This window comes from Flagellimonas algicida (assembly GCF_049629585.1).
Taxonomy (GTDB): Bacteria; Bacteroidota; Bacteroidia; order Flavobacteriales; family Flavobacteriaceae; genus Flagellimonas.
Genome location: NZ_JBMYIX010000001.1, coordinates 1,391,479 through 1,410,205 on the forward strand (window position 1 = coordinate 1,391,479; position 18,727 = coordinate 1,410,205).

An 18,727-nucleotide genomic window follows, 5' to 3' on the forward strand; every position below is an offset into this window, starting at 1 on the left:
ATGAACACTGTAGAAAGACATAAACATATCCTTGAAAAAATTCAACAAGAGGGACAGATAAAGGTTCAATATATCTGTGAGGCGATGGATATTTCACCGGTAACTGCAAGAAAGGACCTTAAATTTTTGGAGGAAAAAGGTCTTGTCTATCGAGTGCATGGTGGAGCAACATTGATCAACCCATATACCATTGACAAACATGTCAACGAGAAGGAGAAAATTCATTACGATGAAAAAACCAAAATCGGAGCTGCTGCCGCAAAATTGATCACTCCCAACGACTCCATCTTGATTGCTTCGGGAACAACTGTATTGGCCCTTGCCAAAAAAATAGTACCACAAGAAAATTTAACAGTCATCACATCAGCACTGAATGTAGCATTGGAACTGAACAACCATTTGGAAATAGAGGTGATACAATTGGGAGGAGTACTCCGAAAACGATCTTCATCCGTTACAGGACTTTATGCCGAGTCTATTTTACCTGATTTTTCATGCAGTAAATTTTACCTGGGCGTGGATGGCATTGACCTTGATTTTGGACTGACCACCGCCAATGTAATGGAGGCACACCTAAACAGGGAAATGATCAAGGTTTCCCAGAAAACCATTGTTCTGGCCGACTCCACCAAATTCAGTAAACGAGGCTTTGGCCGTATCTGCGGCTTTGAACACATTGATGAAATCATCACCGATCAAGGAATCTCCAAGTTTACCCAAAATGCCCTGGAAGAATATGGTATCAAGGTGACCATCGTTTAAACTTTCTTAATTGCAAAGACCTCTATCCAGATTTCTAAATTCACAAAAAATCTCTTTGTTTAGGTTTCGATAAATTTCCTTATATTTCGATTACTTTCTGTAATTTGATTAAAATGAAGTTTTCCATTTCCCGAGTAATTCTTTACACGACCTTATTGGGCTCCGCAAGCATTGTAGCCCAAACCCATAAAATCAACAGGGATTATCGTCCCCGCACCTATGATGTCCAAGTACGTCAATTTGAAATTTATCCAGACTCGACCAATGACATTATTTTTTTAGGCAACAGCATTACGGCTCGTGCCCAGTGGAATGAACTCCTACGGCTTCCCCAAGCTAGGAACCGAGGGGTTTCGGGGGATACCACTTTCGGTATCTTGGAACGCCTAGATGAAGTCACCAAGGGACAGCCATCGCAAATTTTCCTATTGATCGGCATTAACGATATTTCACGGAATTTCCCAGATGAAGAGATTATACGGAATTACGAAACCATCATCACCCGCATACAAATGGAATCACCTAAAACCAGATTAGTGGTACAGACCATTCTCCCCGTCAACAGTAGTTTTGGGGAATATGAAAGACATTACAACAAGGATGAACACATAGTCAAAGTGAATACAGGTATCAAGCGATTAGCTAAGAAGTATGAATTGACATTGATAGACCTTTACCCCTTGTTCTTGGATAGTTCAGGAAGTTTGAACACCAAATATACGGATGAGGGCCTGCATCTTAATGAAAAAGGGTATTTGTATTGGGCAGAAATCCTACGTCCTTATTTTGAATAAGGTGATTAGAATTCTGCCCATGTTCAATTTTGAATAATAAACTATTTTTGGGAGGACAAAAGGGCAAAGAGTCTCTCTGGCTCATTGGTTGTGATGAAATCTATCTTTTTTTGAATCATATCTGCCATGTCTTCCTCCGTATTCACAGTCCACACATTGACAGTCATATTTTCCTTATGCGCCTCTTCAATCCATTCAGGATGCTTGCGATAAACCTTGATATTGTAATCGATACTGGTGTATCCCGATTTCTTGACCTCGGAAGGAGTCATGTCTCCATTAAGGTAAGCCACTTCTGACCTAGGTGCCAATTGACTGACCCGTACTCCAGCGTCAAAATCGAAGGTAATGTACTCTACGAGATCTTCCCCGCCAAGTTGCTTTACAAGGGCCACGGCTTTTTCGGTCAACAGCAAAGTATGCTCCTTGCCAGAGGGAGCTTTTTTAATTTCAAGTATTAACCGTGTTCTGTCTTGCCTGAGCCCTTCCTTAAGGTAAGCTTCCAGAGTAGGTATTTTTTCTCCGTTTGGAAGAGAAGCCGATAATAGGTCAGCATAGTTGGTACGCTCAATGTCCATGCCCATAAAATCCGGGTCATGGTTTACCACCGGAATACTGTCCATGGTCATATGGACATCAAACTCAGCACCATAACAACCCAATTCAATGGCATGTTTCAATGCCGCGATTGAGTTTTCAGGAAGCTCCTGCGTTTTCCAAGCCCCCCGATGTGCAATGACGCGGGCACTGGTGTCCATCTTTTCTGAACAGGAAAGGTTTGAGAACAGGAGGGGGAGTATTAAAAATACCCCCCGTCTTGCCAATTGAGAACAAATAACTGAAAAATTCATAGTGATTATAGAAATGTCAATGATTTTATAAATGATACTGAATTAAGATTAAGTTATGGCTGTTGAAAAAGCCTTGGGCCGCTGCATGCTCTCGGTATACACTCTTCCAAACCGGTCAGTCACCTTAATTTCCAATGTGGAATCTGGCGCCGATGCCGTTACCTTGAACAGATGGGCCGTTTCATTGGTTGCAAAAGAGCCCGTGGGTTGGGCCCCAACATTCAATCTCTTGGCCTCATAGGAAATAATATGTAAGGGATCCATCATTTTGACCCGAGAGATATCCAGGAGCTGTCCATTCTCACTTACTTCAATCTGCCATTGTTCATCGTAGCCCCAAATATTGATCAAGACCTCGTTGTTGAGGTTGGGCAAGGCATATGGCCCGGCATATTGTTCCATATCCCCTTCCGAAGCGTTAGGAGCAAACTCGGCCGCTGTGATATGGACCGTGTTCAAGTCGTAGGCCCGGAACTGATAATCAGTTTCAAAACCAATACTTTTATACTGCCACTGCATACTGGCGCCATTGATTTCCCAAATTCCATATCCTCCTGGGCTACCATCCTTACAAATGTGGTTCCCGGCATAGCCCTCACGACCTGTCCACCACCAAGTGGCACATATGGCCGCAGTATTGTGTTCCATAATACCAGGGTCTTCCTCCACCGTATAATTGATATGGGTATGGCCCGTAAGAATGTGCACTGTTGAAAACTCCTGAAGGCAGGCCATAAGATCCGGTGCATTGTCCAATTTATAGGAATCGACCTGATTCCCACTTCCGTCCAACGAAGGATTACTATACACTGGGGTATGGGTCGCAATGACAATAGGCGTGCTCTTATCAGTAATCATGGCCAGATCTTTTTTCAGCCATTCCAATTGCTCGGTGGCCAAACGCTCCCTATAATTACGACTTCCAACAGTTCCTTGTGAACCGCCCGTGTTTAAGTATTCCACATCGTCGAGTACCACATAATGGATTTGGCCCAGATTGAAAGAATAGTACGTTGGACCCAAAATATTCCTGTAACGATCTTCCGCCAAACGATCATTGGCGAAGTAGGGATCATAATCGTGGTTACCGATTACATTGAACACCGGGGAGTGTAACTGGTTCATGTACGGGATATAGTCGTTAAGACCAAAACCATTACTGTACCAATAAAGGTCCCAGGTCATGTCCCCGAGAGTGAGGACATACACTTTGGTACCTGCCGCAGTATATGAATCAATCATGGCATTTACATCAGGTAATACCATATTCTGGAACTGTTCCAAATCGTTGTTTCGGTTGGCCAAATGCCAGTCTGCCATGGTCAACACCACATGTTCCATATTATCTACCTCTATCAATGAGAAATCATGTTGTTCCACCGATTCCACGTTGGCACTTAACCGCTTGAAGAATTGCGGGGCGTTACCATTGGTAGGTACCTCATAATTTCCAGGCACAGATATATACACAAATCCAGACTCCTTGCCAGAGGGCAGATAATAAATACCATCTTCATTGGTTGTGGTAACTTCATGACCATCGGAAACCACCACCCCGGCCACTCCAACTCCACTACTGAAAACGACACCCTTAATGGTCATCCCTTCAATATCCGGCACATCAGAATCAGCCACTATGTTCAATTGAACCGACCCCATTGCCAAGGTCTCCCCATTTCGGGACAGCACCAGACGGTAACCGCCCGAGGGAATTTCAGTTGGCAACACCAAAGTAGCGGACGCTTCCGTAACAGAGCCTATTGAGGAAGAGAACTTTTTGGAGTTATCCGAGATGGAAATCCATTCGATTTGGTCACCTTTCTTGAATCCTTTTCCATTTAGGACGAACTCACTTCCGGCCGAGGCATTAATCACCGGAGGTACGGAGACCCCGGTGATGCCCAAACCGTTGTTCGGCGGAACGTCATTATTACCATCAGAACTACAGGAAATCAATCCAAAAAAAGGAATATTGAAGGTAGTCATCGAGGCGAGGCCTCCGATACCGGTCTTCACAAATTTTCTACGGGTATGCTTCATTGGACGTGCCTAGTTGATGATTTCTACTTTAATATCGTCGATGAAAATCCTGTTTTTGCCTGCCCCTACACCATTCAGGTCAAAAGCCCCACCAAGAAAACGAACCTGGGTCTCAGAGGTAGCTCCTGTAATGGTAAAAGTGTAAGTGCTACTCTCGTCTTCCCAAATCAGGACACAATCTGGATCGGCATCATAGTCAGGATAATTGCTTACTGTAAAAGAAGGGACGCTGGTAGTCCCTGGACCTACAACCCCTACCACGAGATTATTATCATCCTGAGTTCCACCCGCCGTCTTATAAGGAACGGCTTTGAACGTCACCTGTACATTGGTCGGCCCATCGAGTTCCGCAAGGGGTGGGGAAATAAGGTCACCACCATAGTTGGTCTTACCCAATTTTACAAAACCGGTTCGGGCATAGACCACCATTTGGTTGCTGGTAAAGGTATTTTCGGTGCTTGTCCAACCACGGGACATTTCCTCATCAGTCCAGTTGTCCATTCTCGTTTCGCCGGAAGTTGTATAGAAAATGGTACTACCGTAGGTAAGCCAACTGAAGTCCTCTTCCAAGATAACATTACCGGCTGACTGGGTTATCTCTACCTCTTCGGTAAGCCCATTGGTGGTTGATTGGATGGTCAAAGTGGTACTTCGTTCCAAACCAGTATTTTTTTCTGCGTTCAAGACCAAAGAGTTATCGGTTTGTTCTACCCCGGTTATCCAACTTTCATCTCCCAATACATAGGTCCATTCCACATTGGTTTCCAGTGAAATGTTCACATCCCCTCCTGCAGATGGCACAGAAATACCATCTTCTCCATCAACAATGGTAATGTATGGAACGTTGGCCTCCTGGTCGATTCTAAAAAGAACCGGTTGTTCTTCTCCACCGACCACAAATGCAAAGTTCACGGTCCGGCTTTCAAAAGAATCATTGGGATCCACATCAAAACTAAAAATACCATCTTCATCACCTTCATCAGGAAAGGCTTTTACCCAATCGACGCTCGACTGGGCCACCACTTTCCAATCCCTATTGGAACGCACGACATATTTTTGACTAATACCTTCCACGCTAGCCGACAAGGAAGTAGGGTCCTCTTCGATCATAAAATAGGGGTCGCCCATATTTTCATCTCCATTGTCATCATTACAGGATACAGCAACAAAGCAAGATATGATCAACGCCCAAAAGAACTTTGGATACGATTTTATTGTTAAAATTCCTTTACTATACATATTCTTGAGATTTTTATCAAAATGTTTGGGTTTGGCTTCTTTGTTTATTCAATGGCTTCCTTGCTCCACCATACAGGGGTCTTCATATTGTTTTCTCCACCCATGCGGCTAAGCGCCTCTTGGGCATTTTCCCCATTAGTGGCCATGGTCGTATTTGGATAGGCGAATCGAGTGGGAAGTATAAAATCATTATATATGGCCCCGTCACCTATAGTGAGTTGAGGGTAACCGGTACGACGGTACTCATGATATGCCTCCATACCTACCCAGAAGAGGGCAAGAAATTTTTGGTTACCGATAAGCTCTTCCTTATTGTCCAAACTATCCCATGCCGCTAGATCCGAAGCCAAGAAAGCAGAGATGTCCTCACTGGAAATGACCACAGGTGTTTCACTGTATTGTCCTAAGGGAGCCCATTTTTCAATGGAAGCCGCAACTGCCGACTCATAATATTGACGCGCAGCGGATTCCCCTCCCGGAATCAACCCCTTTAAGGCAGCTTCCGCAAAGATGAACTGTACTTCGGCAAAATCCATGAAAAACCCAGGGGCATCGGCTCGGCAGAAAACCGCCGCGTTGAGCCAGGAGGTCCCCCTATCCACATCACTTTGCTCAGATTCAGTACATCCTGCCACAGTGCCTTTCCATACAAATGGCAAATTTGGGTCCGTATTCGGGTTTTTCTTTCCGTATATGGCCAATCGAGGGTCTTCATAGATTTGTTCATCGCTTTCATTGGTCAGGACGGTCATCTTGATGAGCTGCTCCGTAAGTTTTCTCCCTGAACTGGTAAAACTTCCTTCATTGGTATTATCAAATTGACTACGATAAGGATCATTTCCCGAAAATACCACGGTCGCATTATCCTCATTGGACGTGAATACGGGGTATTTTGATGGATTGTTCAACATCTCTGTCATTTTGCCTCCAGAGTTCATAGAGCTTCGCCCACTAACACGGTTAAGCAAGCGCAGGTAGAGGGAGTTATTGAATTTACGCCACTGATCCATGGAACCACCATACATACCATCCAAAGAAGGTTTAATGAATATGGGATTTGTGGCATAGATGTTATTGGCTTCCTCTAGATCAGCAAACATTTGTCGGTACACCTCTTCCTGCGAATCAAATCTAGGTTTCACTACCCCTTCTTCCGAGAGGGCCAAAAAGGCCTCGGAGTAAGGAATGTCCCCAAACATATCTGTCAAGTTTGATAGGTAAAGGACTTTTAATGTAATGGAAATGGCTTCCAACGAGGGGTCTTCCTGCTCAATGCTCAAATTATGCATATGCAAAGCATTATTGGCATATCTGGCATAAAAGTTCCAAACACTCTGCCAATTGGCATCACTGATAAAATAACGATGCTCCTGACGGGTAGTCCCTCCGGTGAAGGCAGTGAATTGGATAAGTTCGTTGTTCCAAAACCAAGTATAGTTCTGCCAAGCATTGGCTCCGTTGTACAAAAGCGGTTCAAACATGCCGCTCGCCTGTATATCCCCTACTATGGTTCTGTTGGGGTCTGTATTGGTTTCTTCAAAATTGTCGGTACATGCCCAAGTAAGTACCATGATTCCTATAATAAGTGCTATTTTTTTCAACGTTTTCATGCTTTATGGTTAGAATGAAAGTTTAACATTTAGACCGTATGTACGTGTCATTGGAAAGGTTACGGACTCAATACCCATCATGATATTCGAACCGTTCAACATTCCCGTTTCGGGATCGTACTGAGGGAAATCGGTCAAACAGAATACATTGGTTGCAAAAACTCCAAAACTCATGTCTTGAAAAATGCCAGTACTTTCCATTATTTTACGCGGCATTTGATAATCCAACCGTAGTTCCCTCAACTTCAAGAAGTCCGTGCTAAAGGTATTCATCTCTGTATTGTTCCTGTTCCAGATATAGGCATTGTAGTAGGTTTGGACGTTTTCCGTTACGGTTGTATTCTTGGTATAGGTAACAGTACCATCCGTATTTTCTACTGCATTGACTCCTTCGTGTACCAATCCATCATAACGCCCTTCCAAAGAGTTTTTAAGTTTTCCTTGATACGAAAGGGCAAAATTGGTCACAGAATATGCACTCCCCCCCATTTGTGCAGAAAATGCTGCAGATAGGGAAAGGTTCTTGTATCTAAAACGCTGTGTCATGCCCCCTCTCCAATCTGGATTTACTTTTGCTATCTCGCGGTCGGGAGACTCATCCAGGACCGGATACCCTTGGGAGTTTACAATATGCATTCCAGAAGCATCAATCGTCTCTCCATTTTCGTCTATATAGGTGGCACCTTCTGGTGCCCTTTGGAATCCACGTCCATAAATATTGTGCATCTCCCCACCCAAATAGGAGTAGACATAGACCCTCCCGCCTATGGTAGTACCCATATCCGTCTGCAGGGGTTCCTCCGGATCCCAGCCTTCTTGCAGGCTCACCAAGGTATTGTTGTTCTTGGACCAATTGGCATCAAATGACCATTCAAAATCTTTGGTTCGTATTGGCACAAACCCAGCAGCAATTTCAATACCTTCATTGGTGATTTCCCCAGCATTGACTATCCTACCTGTTGCGCCTGTAATTTGATCTACATTCACCGAAACGATTTGATCAGTAGTTGAAGAATAATACTTAGTGATGTCAAACGACAATCGATTTTTGAAAAACTTAGCCTCCAGACCCACTTCCCAACTTTCAATATTTTCTGGTTTGATCAATGGATTCCTAATGGTTCCTGGAAGCACATAACCTCCAGGGAACGAAGTGTTTCCATAGGGTTGTGACAACGAATAGGCACCTGTGTCATTACCGACATTGGCCCAGGAAAAACGTAGCTTGGTAAAATCGACCCAGGAAGCGTTGGTCTGGAAATCAAATACTTTATCAAGTAGTACACTTGCAGCAACTGATGGATAAAAGAATGACCAGTTACTACGGGCAAGCGTACTGGACCAATCGTTACGTGCAGTAACATCCAAAAAGTAAGTATCATCCCAACCCAACGATAACATTCCGTACAAACTGTTGACAATCTTTTTGCTTCTATAATTATAATTGTCCGGATTGACTCCTGTAGGCAAGTTGGTGGTATGGTAGATTCCCTCTTCCCCCAATTGCTCCAAGGTGATCCTACTGTTATAATACTCATTCACTCTGTTGTTTCCACCCACAAATGTAGAAAGCGTAAATCGGCCATCGGCTATATCATTGTTCTCGTAACGTAACATAAAGTCGTTATTGTTCTCCAAATAACGAACCGTCTGTTCCCTATAAAAACCATTCTGGTAATCCGTTGTGTAAAAAGGCCTCCGTTGCGTCCTAAATTCCGTGGACCAGTCCAAACCGGAACGTAAGTCCAAAGACAAGCCATGGCCAAGGTCAAAGTTCAATCCAATATTTCCAAACACCCTATTCTTATCGTGTGCACTGAGGGCCTCGTACAAAGTACGATATGGGTTGAATGAGTTTGCCGAAGGAAACACCAGTCCTTGCCCGTTCTCCCCTTGTGCAGACCAATTCAAGACATTGTACCTGCCTTCAAAATACTCATTTTTCCAATCCTCCATACTGTTTACATTAAAACCCCAAATCAAGGCATACATAGGGTTGGACTCATCATATCCCCCCCCTGGCATATTGTCGCTTTTCTTACGGTAATAATTCACCTTGGAGTTAAGGGAAATCCAATCATTGATAGGTGTATTGAACGCCAGGGACACCGATTGGCGATTAAACCCAGTGTTGGGCATTATCCAATCGTTTTTGTAATCAGTAATCGATAATCTACTTGAAGTGCCCTCACCATTGTTTCCATTGATACTTACCGTATTGATCGTGGTGACCCCTGTTCGAAACAAACCTGTATACCAATCATCTTGATATACCCAAGGCAATTTGGAGAATTCCCCAGTCTCCCAGTTTTTTGAAGCATACAGATAACGCATTTTGTTGGAATCGAACCGCTCCCCAAAAGTGTATCTAGAGTAATGTCTGTTGGTTGCCACTCCATCGGGAGCCATGTCTTCCGTCAACTCCCAAAGGGAATATGGCTGCTCACCCCTATCGGAACCGTTCCCATACTCCGTTTGAAAATCAGGAAAGAACCCAGCCTGCTCAAAACTCACAGTGGTATTCACAGTAACACCCAACCCCTTGCCTTTCTTGCCAGATTTCGTCGTAATCATTATGGCTCCATTCGCTGCCCTAGAACCATAAAGAGCGGCGGCGGCAGGACCTTTTAAAACCGATACTGATTCTATGTCTTCTGGATTGATGTCACTCAAACCATCACCAAAATCCACCGGAGCATCGGCTTGGGCATAGTTACTCACAGCCCGCGTAGCCGTCATACCTGAACTTATGGGGACACCATCCACAACGATAAGTGCCTCATTGCTCCCATAATTCAACGACTGATCCCCTCTAAGAGTCACACGGATGGAACCGCTGGGTCCAGAGCCGGCTTGGGCAAAAAAGAGACCCGGAACTTTTCCCGACATACCGTTCAACCAATTTCCCGACACAGATTTGGTCACTTCTTCCCCTTCAACCTTGGCAACGGCATAACCTAAGGATTTTTCCTCACGGGTAATGTTGAGGGCCGTGACAACCACTTCGTCAAGTTCACTGGCATCCTCTTCCATAATAATGTCTTGAAAAGACCCTGACCTAGCGGAAACCTCCAGTGTTGTATATCCCACGTAAGAAATTACAAGGACTACGACATCTTTGGAAGGTGTTAGGCCAAATTGTCCGTCAAAATCGGAAACAACACCATTGGAAGTTCCCTTTTCAACAATGGACGCCCCGGGAAGAGGAACACCCGCTTGATCGGTGATCGCCCCCTTGATCATAGTATCTTGTGACCAAGCAGAGAAAGAGAGCAAACTGCACAAGAGCAAATACACATAACTTTTTTTCATTGGATTCCTAAAATTTAGTTTTAGTAGTTGGTTTTTAAAAAATACAATTTTAACAATTACGAAAGTAACAAAAAAAAATAAAAACAAATACCATTTTGACATTTTATAGAACTTTTTTTTGTTTTTATGTTATTCCACTGTTGCATTTATGTTATATTTGCTTCGTTTTATTTCTAATAATACATGAAAAAAGAACAAAAAGAAACAACTTTTAGTCGTGATCAATTGTTGCAAAAAATTGAGACAGAACATCAAGTTTGGGATATTCTTGTCATTGGTGGAGGGGCCACGGGACTTGGCGTGGCACTGGATGCAAGTTCACGAGGTTTGAAAACAGTGCTCTTTGAGCAGTCCGATTTTGCCAAGGGTACCTCTAGCCGCAGCACCAAGTTGGCACATGGAGGTGTACGATACTTGGCCCAAGGAAACATTAAACTGGTTTTTGAGGCGTTACGGGAAAGAGGAATAATGCTTGAAAACGCACCTCACTTGGTCAATTCTCTTTCCTTTATTATCCCCAGCTATCGCTGGTGGGAAAAATATTTTTATGGTATTGGCTTGAAAATTTACGATTGGATGGCACAAAAATTCAGAATGGGGAACACCTCTCTACTAAAACGCATTACCGTACTTAAACAGATGGGTAATTTAAATCCTAAGAAGCTTAATGGCGGTGTGCAATATTATGATGGACAGTTTGATGATGCCCGCTTGGCCATCAACTTGGCCCAGACCAGTATTGAACAAGGAGGGAATCTACTTAATTACATGAAGGTAAATGAGTTGAATAAAGATTTCAATGGCAAAGTGACCGGAGTGCAGGTAACTGATATGGAAACAGGAAAAGCCTATAGTGTCCAGGCAAAAGTGGTCATCAATGCTACTGGGGTCTTTGTAGATGATATCCTTAAAATGGACAATCCGGATGCCAATACATTATTAAAGGTAAGCCAAGGAATTCATTTGGTTCTACCCAAATCCTTCCTCGATAGCGAGCACGCACTTATGATACCAGCCACCACTGACGGTAGGGTACTTTTCGCCGTTCCATGGCATAATCATCTTTTAGTAGGCACTACCGATACACCATTAGATCGTCATCAACTGGAGCCAAAACCCTTGAAGCAAGAAATAAATTTCATTTTGGATACCTTAAAAGATTATCTGGAAATAGCCCCTAAGGAAAAAGATGTACTAAGTGTATTCGTAGGTCTCAGACCTCTCGTACTGCCTGAAAACAAGGAAGTGGGCACCAAAGAAATATCCAGGGACCATAAGCTTAAAGTCACCGCATCCAAATTAATCACCATTACGGGAGGCAAATGGACCACCTACAGGAAGATGGCAGAAGATACGGTGGATCAAGCTATAGAAGTTGGTAGTTTATCAGCTGGCCCATGTCAAACACAGACCTTAAAAATCCATGGATATACAACAGGGAAGATAGCTGACGGATCGCTTGAGTTTTATGGGGCAGATGCTATAGGGATTGCTCAGCTTAAAAGAGACCATCCTGATTGGAACCACCCGCTCCACCCCAAATTTTCATTTACTGCCGCGGAAGTAATCTGGGCAGTTCGTAACGAAATGGCCCGTACGGTTGACGACATACTGGCCCGTCGATTGCGCATTCTATTCCTAAATGCCAGAGCAGCTATCGAACTGGCCCCAAAAGTAGCGGAAATCATGGCTGGAGAAATAGGTAAAGACCAGGAATGGATAAACACTCAAATAGAGGATTTTCATAACATCGCAAAAAATTACCTTGTAGATCCGGTCTTGGGTGAGGTTTTAATTTCCAGCAGACTACAAAAGATAGAGTAGAACATAAAATAATAACTAACATGTCAAAATATATTCTTGCCCTTGACCAGGGCACAACAAGCTCCCGTGCTTTGATCTTTGACCAAAACGGAAAGGCCATCAACATAGCTCAAAAGGAGTTTAGACAACTATTTCCAAAACCGGGATGGGTCGAGCATGATGCCAATGAGATTTTATCGTCCCAAATTGGGGTGGCCGCCGAAGCGGTTTCGATGTCCAAACTAAAATCAGAGGATATAGCCGCCATAGGCATTACAAACCAAAGGGAAACTACCGTAGTTTGGGACAGAGAAACGGGTGAACCCGTCTACAATGCCATAGTTTGGCAAGATAGGCGTACCTCTGACTATTGTGACGAACTCATCGCCAAAGGCTATGAACCGATGATCCGCGAAAAAACAGGCTTGGTCATCGATGCCTATTTTGTAGCAACCAAGGTTCGTTGGATCTTGGACAATGTAGAAGGTGCACGTGAAAAGGCAGAAGCAGGCCAATTGGCTCTCGGAACAGTTGATTCTTGGTTGGTATGGAACCTTTCAGAAGGTGAAAAGCACATTACGGATAGCACCAACGCTTCAAGATATCTTTTATATAACATCCATACGCTCTCTTGGGACGATGAGTTATTAGAACTTTTCGGCATACCAAAAAAAATGTTGCCAGAAGTATGTGATTCGAGCGGGGACTTGGCCACAACATCAGGGGCTATATTTGCAAAGAAAATTCCTATTACAGGAATTGCAGGGGACCAACATGCCGCTTTGTTCGGGCAAATGTGTACAGAACCAGGAATGGTAAAGAATACGTATGGCACCGGTTGTTTCATGCTCATGAATATTGGAAGCAAGCCCATTATTTCCAAAAACAAGTTGCTCACCACACTAGCATGGAAGATTGGTGATGAGGTGGTTTACGCTTTGGAAGGCAGTATCTTTATTGCTGGGGCGGTTGTACAATGGTTACGGGATGGACTTGGTATTATTCATTCCGCACCAGAAATCGAAGAACTAATAAATAGTACCGATGATAATGGCGGGGTAAGTTTTGTTCCCGCATTTACCGGGTTGGGAGCCCCTCACTGGAACCAACATGCTCGTGGAACCATTGTGGGCATTACCCGAGGAACCACTGCAGGGCACATTGCCCGAGCAGCTCTGGAGAGCATTGCCTTTCAAACTTATGATGTACTCAAGGCCATGGAAGCAGATGCGGATATTGAAATCAAAGAGTTAAGGGTTGATGGTGGGGCCACTACCAACAATTTTTTGATGCAGTTCCAATCCGATGTGCTTCAATCCGGCATAGTCAAACCGGAAACTACTGAGATTACGGCATTGGGAGCAGCTTACTTGGCAGGACTTGGCATTGGTATATGGAGTGATGTGGAACAAATCAAAAGACAATGGAAAGTAAAAATTAAATATAAACCAGAAGTAAATTTTCAGGTAAAAGAAGCCGTTGGACAATGGCACAAAGCGATTAATACTACTAATTATTGGTCTAACCACAAATAAACCATATCCAAATGACAGCATTTATAGCCGAAATTATCGGAACCTTCTTTCTCATTCTTATGGGGAATGGTGTAGTGGCCAATGTGGTCCTTCAGGGAACTAAAGGGAACAACGGTGGATGGATCGTGATTACCACTGGTTGGGCCTTAGCGGTATTTATAGGTGTGGTCATTGCCGGCCCATATAGCGGTGCACATCTCAATCCTGCTGTTTCCATTGGTTTGGCCATGGCAGGAAAATTCTCATGGGAGCTCGTGCCCACCTATATAATGGCACAAATGATCGGTGCCATGTTGGGCAGTTTTTTTGTTTGGGTATTGTATCGCAACCATTATCGGAAAACGGATGACGCAGCTGCCAAAAAAGCTACTTTCTGTACCGATCCAGCCATTAGGGATTGGCCGTCAAATTTATTGAGTGAAGTCATAGGAACATTTTCCCTTATTTTTGTCATTTTTTATTTTAGCGACCCTCTTTTGGGTGAAGGTGACATCCAAGCTCCAATAGGCATGGGGTCTTTAGGTGCGGTACCGGTATCCCTTCTAGTGTTTGTGATAGGTCTTGCCCTTGGTGGCACTACCGGTTATGCCATAAATCCGGCACGTGACCTAGGTCCGAGAATCATGCATTCCGTGCTTCCCATTAAGAGGAAAGGTGGGAGCGATTGGGGTTATTCCTGGATACCCATAATAGGCCCCGTTATCGGCAGCATCTTTGCTGCTCTATCTTATCTTATCTTATCTTGAAAAGTTCAAATCCAATAAAGAATTGAAACATTATCTCGCTATACTTTAGATGTGTTTTATAAGACATGAATCGGATAATCATAGAAAAATAAGGAGTTTGTTCTTTTAGAGGTTGATATACACGCGAGCAAAACGTTGTTTTGCGCGGCAAGCGTCCCAAATTCCTTTAGATTAGATCTTCATTTATTAACCATTGTTGTCGATTCCAAAAGTTGGTCATCGTACTAAATCGTTGACCTCCATTTTATGGATAACTTTGGTAGTAATCAAAAAAGAGAATGGGGTGAACTTTTCCCAAACCGAGGTTAACGGCCCATGGTAAGTATTAGTCCCCATTCTCTCTTAATCCGGTTACAAAGGACCAAATAGAAATTTAGGAATTACCTGCTAAAGGTTTTAGTCAACGTAACCATTTAAAACACTATAAAGTTATGGAAATCAAAGAGACCATCGGCATCGATGTGAGCAAGGCCACATTGGATGCCTACCTTCATTCCAATGGGAGCAGTTCAACATTCGAGAACTCCGAGAAAGGGTTCACCCTTCTTGTAAAATGGGCAAGGTCCCATAGTGATCACAAAAGCACGGAGACCCTGTTTGTGTTTGAGCATACTGGACTATACTCCGAACGGTTATCGGGTTTTCTATCAAAAAACAAGATTCCCTATAAAATGGTGCCGGGCCTTGAGGTCAAAAGGTCCCTAGACATCACAAGGGGCAAGGATGACCGGATAGATGCCCAAAAGATAGCTCTGTACGCATATAGGCTCAGGGATGAAATCAAACCATCAAAGGCCCCATCAAAACAGATAAGGTCACTGAAAAAACTCCTGTCCCTTAGGGAACGGGTCATAAGGCAAAGGGCAGGCTACAAGACCAGTTTAAGGGAACAGAAAAAAGTACTTGAAAGGAAGGATTTTGGCCTGCTGTTAAAAGTCCAGGAAAAAATCATAAAAGAGCTTTCAAAGCAGATAAAGGCCATTGACAGGGAAATGGAGGCCATCGCCAAAGGGGACGCGGAACTGGCACGAATCTTCTCCCTTTTAATGAGCATTAGGGGAATTGGAATCCAAGGATCCCTCTCCTTATTGATACATACCGAAGCGTTCACCAAGTTCAAGAACGCAAGGCAATTCGCGGCGTACTGTGGAATAGCCCCATATCCAAATCAATCAGGGACAAGCATCAAAGGTAGGTCGAGGGTAAGCCACATCGCCAACAAGAACATCAAAAGCCTTCTGAACATGTGTGCGATGTCATCAATCCTATACAATACAGAAATCCGAAAGTACTATGACCGAAGGGTGGCTTCCGGTAAAAGCAAGATGAGCACCATCAACATCATACGAAACAAACTCGTGTCAAGGGCATTCGCAGTAGTGAATCGTGGCACACCGTACGTCAACGTCTACGCACATGCCTACTAAACATTATTTTTTCCTTCAATATCGCCCCCCGCAAAAAGACGGGGTGTATTGATAGGGAAAAATAATTCACAAAAATCATCAGATTTAATTTGGAAAGTTCATAGAATACTTACCAAACTAATACTACTGAGCGAGGCATCTTTTTCTATTGATTGGACGGCATACTTCATATCAATAAAGGGAATCCAAAGGCCTATTGGCTTCAAGTTTATATCGTTCCAACCTTCCTTCAGTTATTTCAAGCTTCAGATAACTCTTTCCAAAACTGCCCTTGACCACTTTGACCTTTTCAAGGATATCCTTTAAATCTGTTTGGAGTGAGGCTGCCTTTTCCTCCAAATGTTCATACTTGATCCTGGGGACCATTACTTCCCCCTCGAATTTTGGATATGGCTTTGGTGGATTCTTCTCGATCATGTCCTCAAGGAAATCATCCTCTTCCCCATCATTGTCCAGTTCCTGATTGAACAAAGCCTGCATCATACCAATGGTTGGAAGTGTCTGGTTCTTTTCAATATCCCTGATAATGGCAATGACCGCTTCCGTCCGTTTCCTGTTCTTGATAATCTCTTGACCAATGCTCTTTTCAAATCTTTCAGATGGTAAAAATCCATGCCACTCAAAAAAATCCATGACCATATCCAAGGTATGGGAATAACTCTTGCCCACCTTTCTAGAAAAGACCTTAAATCTGGACAAAGTCCTTTTCTTTATCCTAACTGCTTTGAAATCGTCCATATTTCAAGTTTTAAGGGCTACAATTGTTACAATTCTTTTCAGTGATTACAGGAAACCCCAGCATTATTGTAACAATAAATTTTGCAGTTCCTAAAATCAACCATTTCCAAAAACCCTTATAAACAGAGCTTTTCCGAAGGAAAATGAATCAATAGCGCCGCTTTAGCACGCTATCCTCTTGCTATTCCTTCGTCCCGCAAGCGGGACCGAATAAATACATCTTTATCATCCTTCGGCTGCTTTTTTGGTCTGCATATGTTCTATAAGGTTTTGCATGTCCTCCCCTATCTTATGCTCCAGTACCCTTGCATAGATCTGGGTAGTGGACAATTTTGTATGGCCAAGCATTTTTGAAACGGTTTCTATCGGCACTCCATTGGAAAGGGTTACCGTTGTAGCAAAGGTGTGCCTGGCTGAATGAAAGGATATGGTCTTGTAAATACCACAGGCCTTGGCAATCTCTTTTAGATATTTGTTTGTCTTTTGATTGGAGAGTACAGGTAGTATTTTAGTATCGGTCTCTGGACTGTCCCAATACTTTTCAATGATTTCTTTTGCTTTGGGCAATAGGGGAAGTTTTACACTTTCCGATGTTTTTTCCCTTTTGGTATAGATCCATTGGTTTCCATCAATACCAAGTACCAATTGATTCTTTTCAAGTTCCCGGACATCGATATAAGATAGGCCAGTATAACAGGCGAAAAGGAATGCATCTTTGACTTTTTCATAGCCTATTCCAGTGAAGTCCGTTTCTTCAATTCGCCTAAGTTCCCTTTCCGTAAGATAACTTCGTTCAGTTTTATGAAATCTGAGCTTATAGTTAATGAAGGGGTCTTTGTCCAACCATTCCAACTTGACGCCCAGCTTGACCATTTTCATTAAACGCTCCAAGTGTTTCATAGCGCCATTATTGGTACATTTCTTTCCCCTTTGGAGTTGTGGGCCGTTCAGTAAATAGTGTTCAAAATCAGTAATGAACTTATAGTTCAATTGTTTCAATCGGATGTCGGGGAGTTTGTATTTAAATTCCAAAAAACGAAGGAGATACTTTTTGGTCCCATAATAGTTCTTCATCGTTCCGGGGCGGAGTACACTCTTTTGTGTTTTGTTATGATACTCAATAAGTTCAAGTAGGGTATTATGTTGCTCGTCCTGCCCTAGATAACGGGCTTTAATGGCTTGGGCTGTGATTACCTTTTCTTCCCGCAATAATATCTTGTGGGTGTCCATGATTGCAGCATAGACCTCATCAAGGTAGCTGTTCAATAAACGGGCCTTGTGGGTAAGTCCATGGAGCCTTCCCTTATTTTCGTCCCATTCATTCACCGAGGTATAACGTTTAAGACTTATCTCTGCCCTCTTCCCATTGACGGTGATACGGGCATAAATGGTCAACTTTTGGGGATTATTTGAAATGTCCCGAGTGAAGAGAAGTACTTTTAAAGTGTTGGAATTGCGCATAATACATAACTTTTGGGTTTAAAAAAACAGGTTTGCAAAACACCCGTGAACAGCGTCAAACGCTATCTAAATTATGCACAATGAACGTACCGAAACATTCACCGAACTCTACACCTTTTATATGGTTTTAAATGAATCCAAATGAATGCAATAAAAACAAAAAGCACTGTCAATCAGTCAGTTGACAGTGCTTTGATACCACCTATTTAGTGGTTCGTCGGGATGACTGGATTCGAACCAGCGACCACACGCACCCCATGCGTGTACGCTACCAGACTGCGCCACATCCCGAAAACGGATTGCAAAAATATAAATTTTACTGATATTACCTCGCCAATTCCTGAAATTAAAAAAGAAAAAACAAGCCTGTGGAAATATAGGAAATCCCATAGGTACAATTCACAGGTTT

At 43.2% G+C, this 18,727-nt stretch carries 13 protein-coding genes and 1 tRNA gene; 6 read left to right on the forward strand and 8 right to left on the reverse strand.

Going from position 1 to position 18,727, the window contains the following annotated elements; all coding sequences use genetic code 11:
* Positions 1-762, forward strand: a complete 762-nt coding sequence (locus ACPD8L_RS06210) for a DeoR/GlpR family DNA-binding transcription regulator (RefSeq protein WP_423942547.1) — start codon at positions 1-3, stop codon at positions 760-762.
* 113 nt (positions 763-875) lie between these two features.
* A complete protein-coding gene (locus tag ACPD8L_RS06215; RefSeq protein WP_423942549.1) occupies positions 876-1,556 on the forward strand; it encodes a GDSL-type esterase/lipase family protein in 681 nt (226 codons plus the stop codon).
* Between the two features lie 41 nt (positions 1,557-1,597).
* On the opposite strand, the gene ACPD8L_RS06220 is transcribed toward ACPD8L_RS06215, so the two are convergent.
* The 5 genes from ACPD8L_RS06220 to ACPD8L_RS06240 form a co-directional block, all read right to left on the reverse strand.
* Positions 1,598-2,314, reverse strand: a complete 717-nt coding sequence (locus ACPD8L_RS06220) for a glycerophosphodiester phosphodiesterase (protein ID WP_423942550.1) — start codon at positions 2,312-2,314, stop codon at positions 1,598-1,600.
* A 141-nt stretch (positions 2,315-2,455) separates the two neighbouring features.
* Positions 2,456-4,447: a calcineurin-like phosphoesterase C-terminal domain-containing protein gene (locus ACPD8L_RS06225; protein WP_423942552.1), complete on the reverse strand. Its 1,992-nt coding sequence runs from the start codon at positions 4,445-4,447 to the stop codon at positions 2,456-2,458.
* A gap of 9 nt (positions 4,448-4,456) precedes the next feature.
* A complete protein-coding gene (locus ACPD8L_RS06230) occupies positions 4,457-5,686 on the reverse strand; it encodes a BACON domain-containing protein (protein ID WP_423942553.1) in 1,230 nt (409 codons plus the stop codon).
* Positions 5,687-5,730: 44 nt separating this feature from the next.
* Positions 5,731-7,296, reverse strand: a complete 1,566-nt coding sequence (locus tag ACPD8L_RS06235) for a SusD/RagB family nutrient-binding outer membrane lipoprotein (protein ID WP_423942555.1) — start codon at positions 7,294-7,296, stop codon at positions 5,731-5,733.
* Between the two features lie 9 nt (positions 7,297-7,305).
* The gene (locus ACPD8L_RS06240) at positions 7,306-10,608 is read right to left on the reverse strand and encodes a SusC/RagA family TonB-linked outer membrane protein (protein WP_423942557.1); all 3,303 of its coding nucleotides are present in this window, start codon (positions 10,606-10,608) and stop codon (positions 7,306-7,308) included.
* Between the two features lie 183 nt (positions 10,609-10,791).
* On the opposite strand from ACPD8L_RS06240, the gene ACPD8L_RS06245 reads away from it, so the two are divergent.
* The 4 genes from ACPD8L_RS06245 to ACPD8L_RS06260 all read left to right on the forward strand — a co-directional run bounded on the left by ACPD8L_RS06245 (position 10,792) and on the right by ACPD8L_RS06260 (position 16,119).
* Positions 10,792-12,432, forward strand: a complete 1,641-nt coding sequence (locus ACPD8L_RS06245) for a glycerol-3-phosphate dehydrogenase/oxidase (RefSeq protein WP_423942559.1) — start codon at positions 10,792-10,794, stop codon at positions 12,430-12,432.
* Between the two features lie 20 nt (positions 12,433-12,452).
* Complete coding sequence (gene glpK / locus ACPD8L_RS06250; RefSeq protein ID WP_423942560.1) at positions 12,453-13,946, forward strand: glycerol kinase GlpK; 1,494 nt, start codon at positions 12,453-12,455, stop codon at positions 13,944-13,946.
* An 11-nt stretch (positions 13,947-13,957) separates the two neighbouring features.
* Positions 13,958-14,692, forward strand: coding sequence for an MIP/aquaporin family protein (locus ACPD8L_RS06255; protein WP_423942562.1), 735 nt, complete (start codon positions 13,958-13,960; stop codon positions 14,690-14,692).
* 431 nt (positions 14,693-15,123) lie between these two features.
* A complete protein-coding gene (locus tag ACPD8L_RS06260) occupies positions 15,124-16,119 on the forward strand; it encodes an IS110 family RNA-guided transposase (RefSeq protein WP_423942563.1) in 996 nt (331 codons plus the stop codon).
* Between the two features lie 171 nt (positions 16,120-16,290).
* Here the strand turns inward: ACPD8L_RS06260 and ACPD8L_RS06265 are convergent, their stop codons facing one another.
* From ACPD8L_RS06265 to ACPD8L_RS06275, 3 genes are all read right to left on the reverse strand, one after another.
* Entirely contained in the window at positions 16,291-16,857 is a 567-nt protein-coding gene (locus ACPD8L_RS06265) for a BfmA/BtgA family mobilization protein (protein WP_423942564.1), read from the reverse strand.
* 225 nt (positions 16,858-17,082) lie between these two features.
* Positions 17,083-18,318 (reverse strand): site-specific integrase, encoded by a 1,236-nt coding sequence (locus tag ACPD8L_RS06270; RefSeq protein ID WP_423942566.1) that lies wholly within the window; start codon positions 18,316-18,318, stop codon positions 17,083-17,085.
* 217 nt (positions 18,319-18,535) lie between these two features.
* Positions 18,536-18,609: transfer RNA gene (locus ACPD8L_RS06275), tRNA-Pro, on the reverse strand.
* Positions 18,610-18,727 lie beyond the last annotated feature (118 nt).

What these genes read in the sequence shown, in the direction of transcription:
- ACPD8L_RS06210 (WP_423942547.1), top strand. Translation starts at nt 1, where the DNA reads ATGAACACTGTAGAAAGACATAAACATATCCTTGAAAAAATTCAACAA.
- ACPD8L_RS06215 (WP_423942549.1), top strand. Translation starts at nt 876, where the DNA reads ATGAAGTTTTCCATTTCCCGAGTAATTCTTTACACGACCTTATTGGGC.
- ACPD8L_RS06220 (WP_423942550.1), bottom strand. Translation starts at nt 2,314, where the DNA reads ATGGACACCAGTGCCCGCGTCATTGCACATCGGGGGGCTTGGAAAACG.
- ACPD8L_RS06225 (WP_423942552.1), bottom strand. Translation starts at nt 4,447, where the DNA reads ATGAAGCATACCCGTAGAAAATTTGTGAAGACCGGTATCGGAGGCCTC.
- ACPD8L_RS06230 (WP_423942553.1), bottom strand. Translation starts at nt 5,686, where the DNA reads ATGTATAGTAAAGGAATTTTAACAATAAAATCGTATCCAAAGTTCTTT.
- ACPD8L_RS06235 (WP_423942555.1), bottom strand. Translation starts at nt 7,296, where the DNA reads ATGAAAACGTTGAAAAAAATAGCACTTATTATAGGAATCATGGTACTT.
- ACPD8L_RS06240 (WP_423942557.1), bottom strand. Translation starts at nt 10,608, where the DNA reads ATGAAAAAAAGTTATGTGTATTTGCTCTTGTGCAGTTTGCTCTCTTTC.
- ACPD8L_RS06245 (WP_423942559.1), top strand. Translation starts at nt 10,792, where the DNA reads ATGAAAAAAGAACAAAAAGAAACAACTTTTAGTCGTGATCAATTGTTG.
- glpK (WP_423942560.1), top strand. Translation starts at nt 12,453, where the DNA reads ATGTCAAAATATATTCTTGCCCTTGACCAGGGCACAACAAGCTCCCGT.
- ACPD8L_RS06255 (WP_423942562.1), top strand. Translation starts at nt 13,958, where the DNA reads ATGACAGCATTTATAGCCGAAATTATCGGAACCTTCTTTCTCATTCTT.
- ACPD8L_RS06260 (WP_423942563.1), top strand. Translation starts at nt 15,124, where the DNA reads ATGGAAATCAAAGAGACCATCGGCATCGATGTGAGCAAGGCCACATTG.
- ACPD8L_RS06265 (WP_423942564.1), bottom strand. Translation starts at nt 16,857, where the DNA reads ATGGACGATTTCAAAGCAGTTAGGATAAAGAAAAGGACTTTGTCCAGA.
- ACPD8L_RS06270 (WP_423942566.1), bottom strand. Translation starts at nt 18,318, where the DNA reads ATGCGCAATTCCAACACTTTAAAAGTACTTCTCTTCACTCGGGACATT.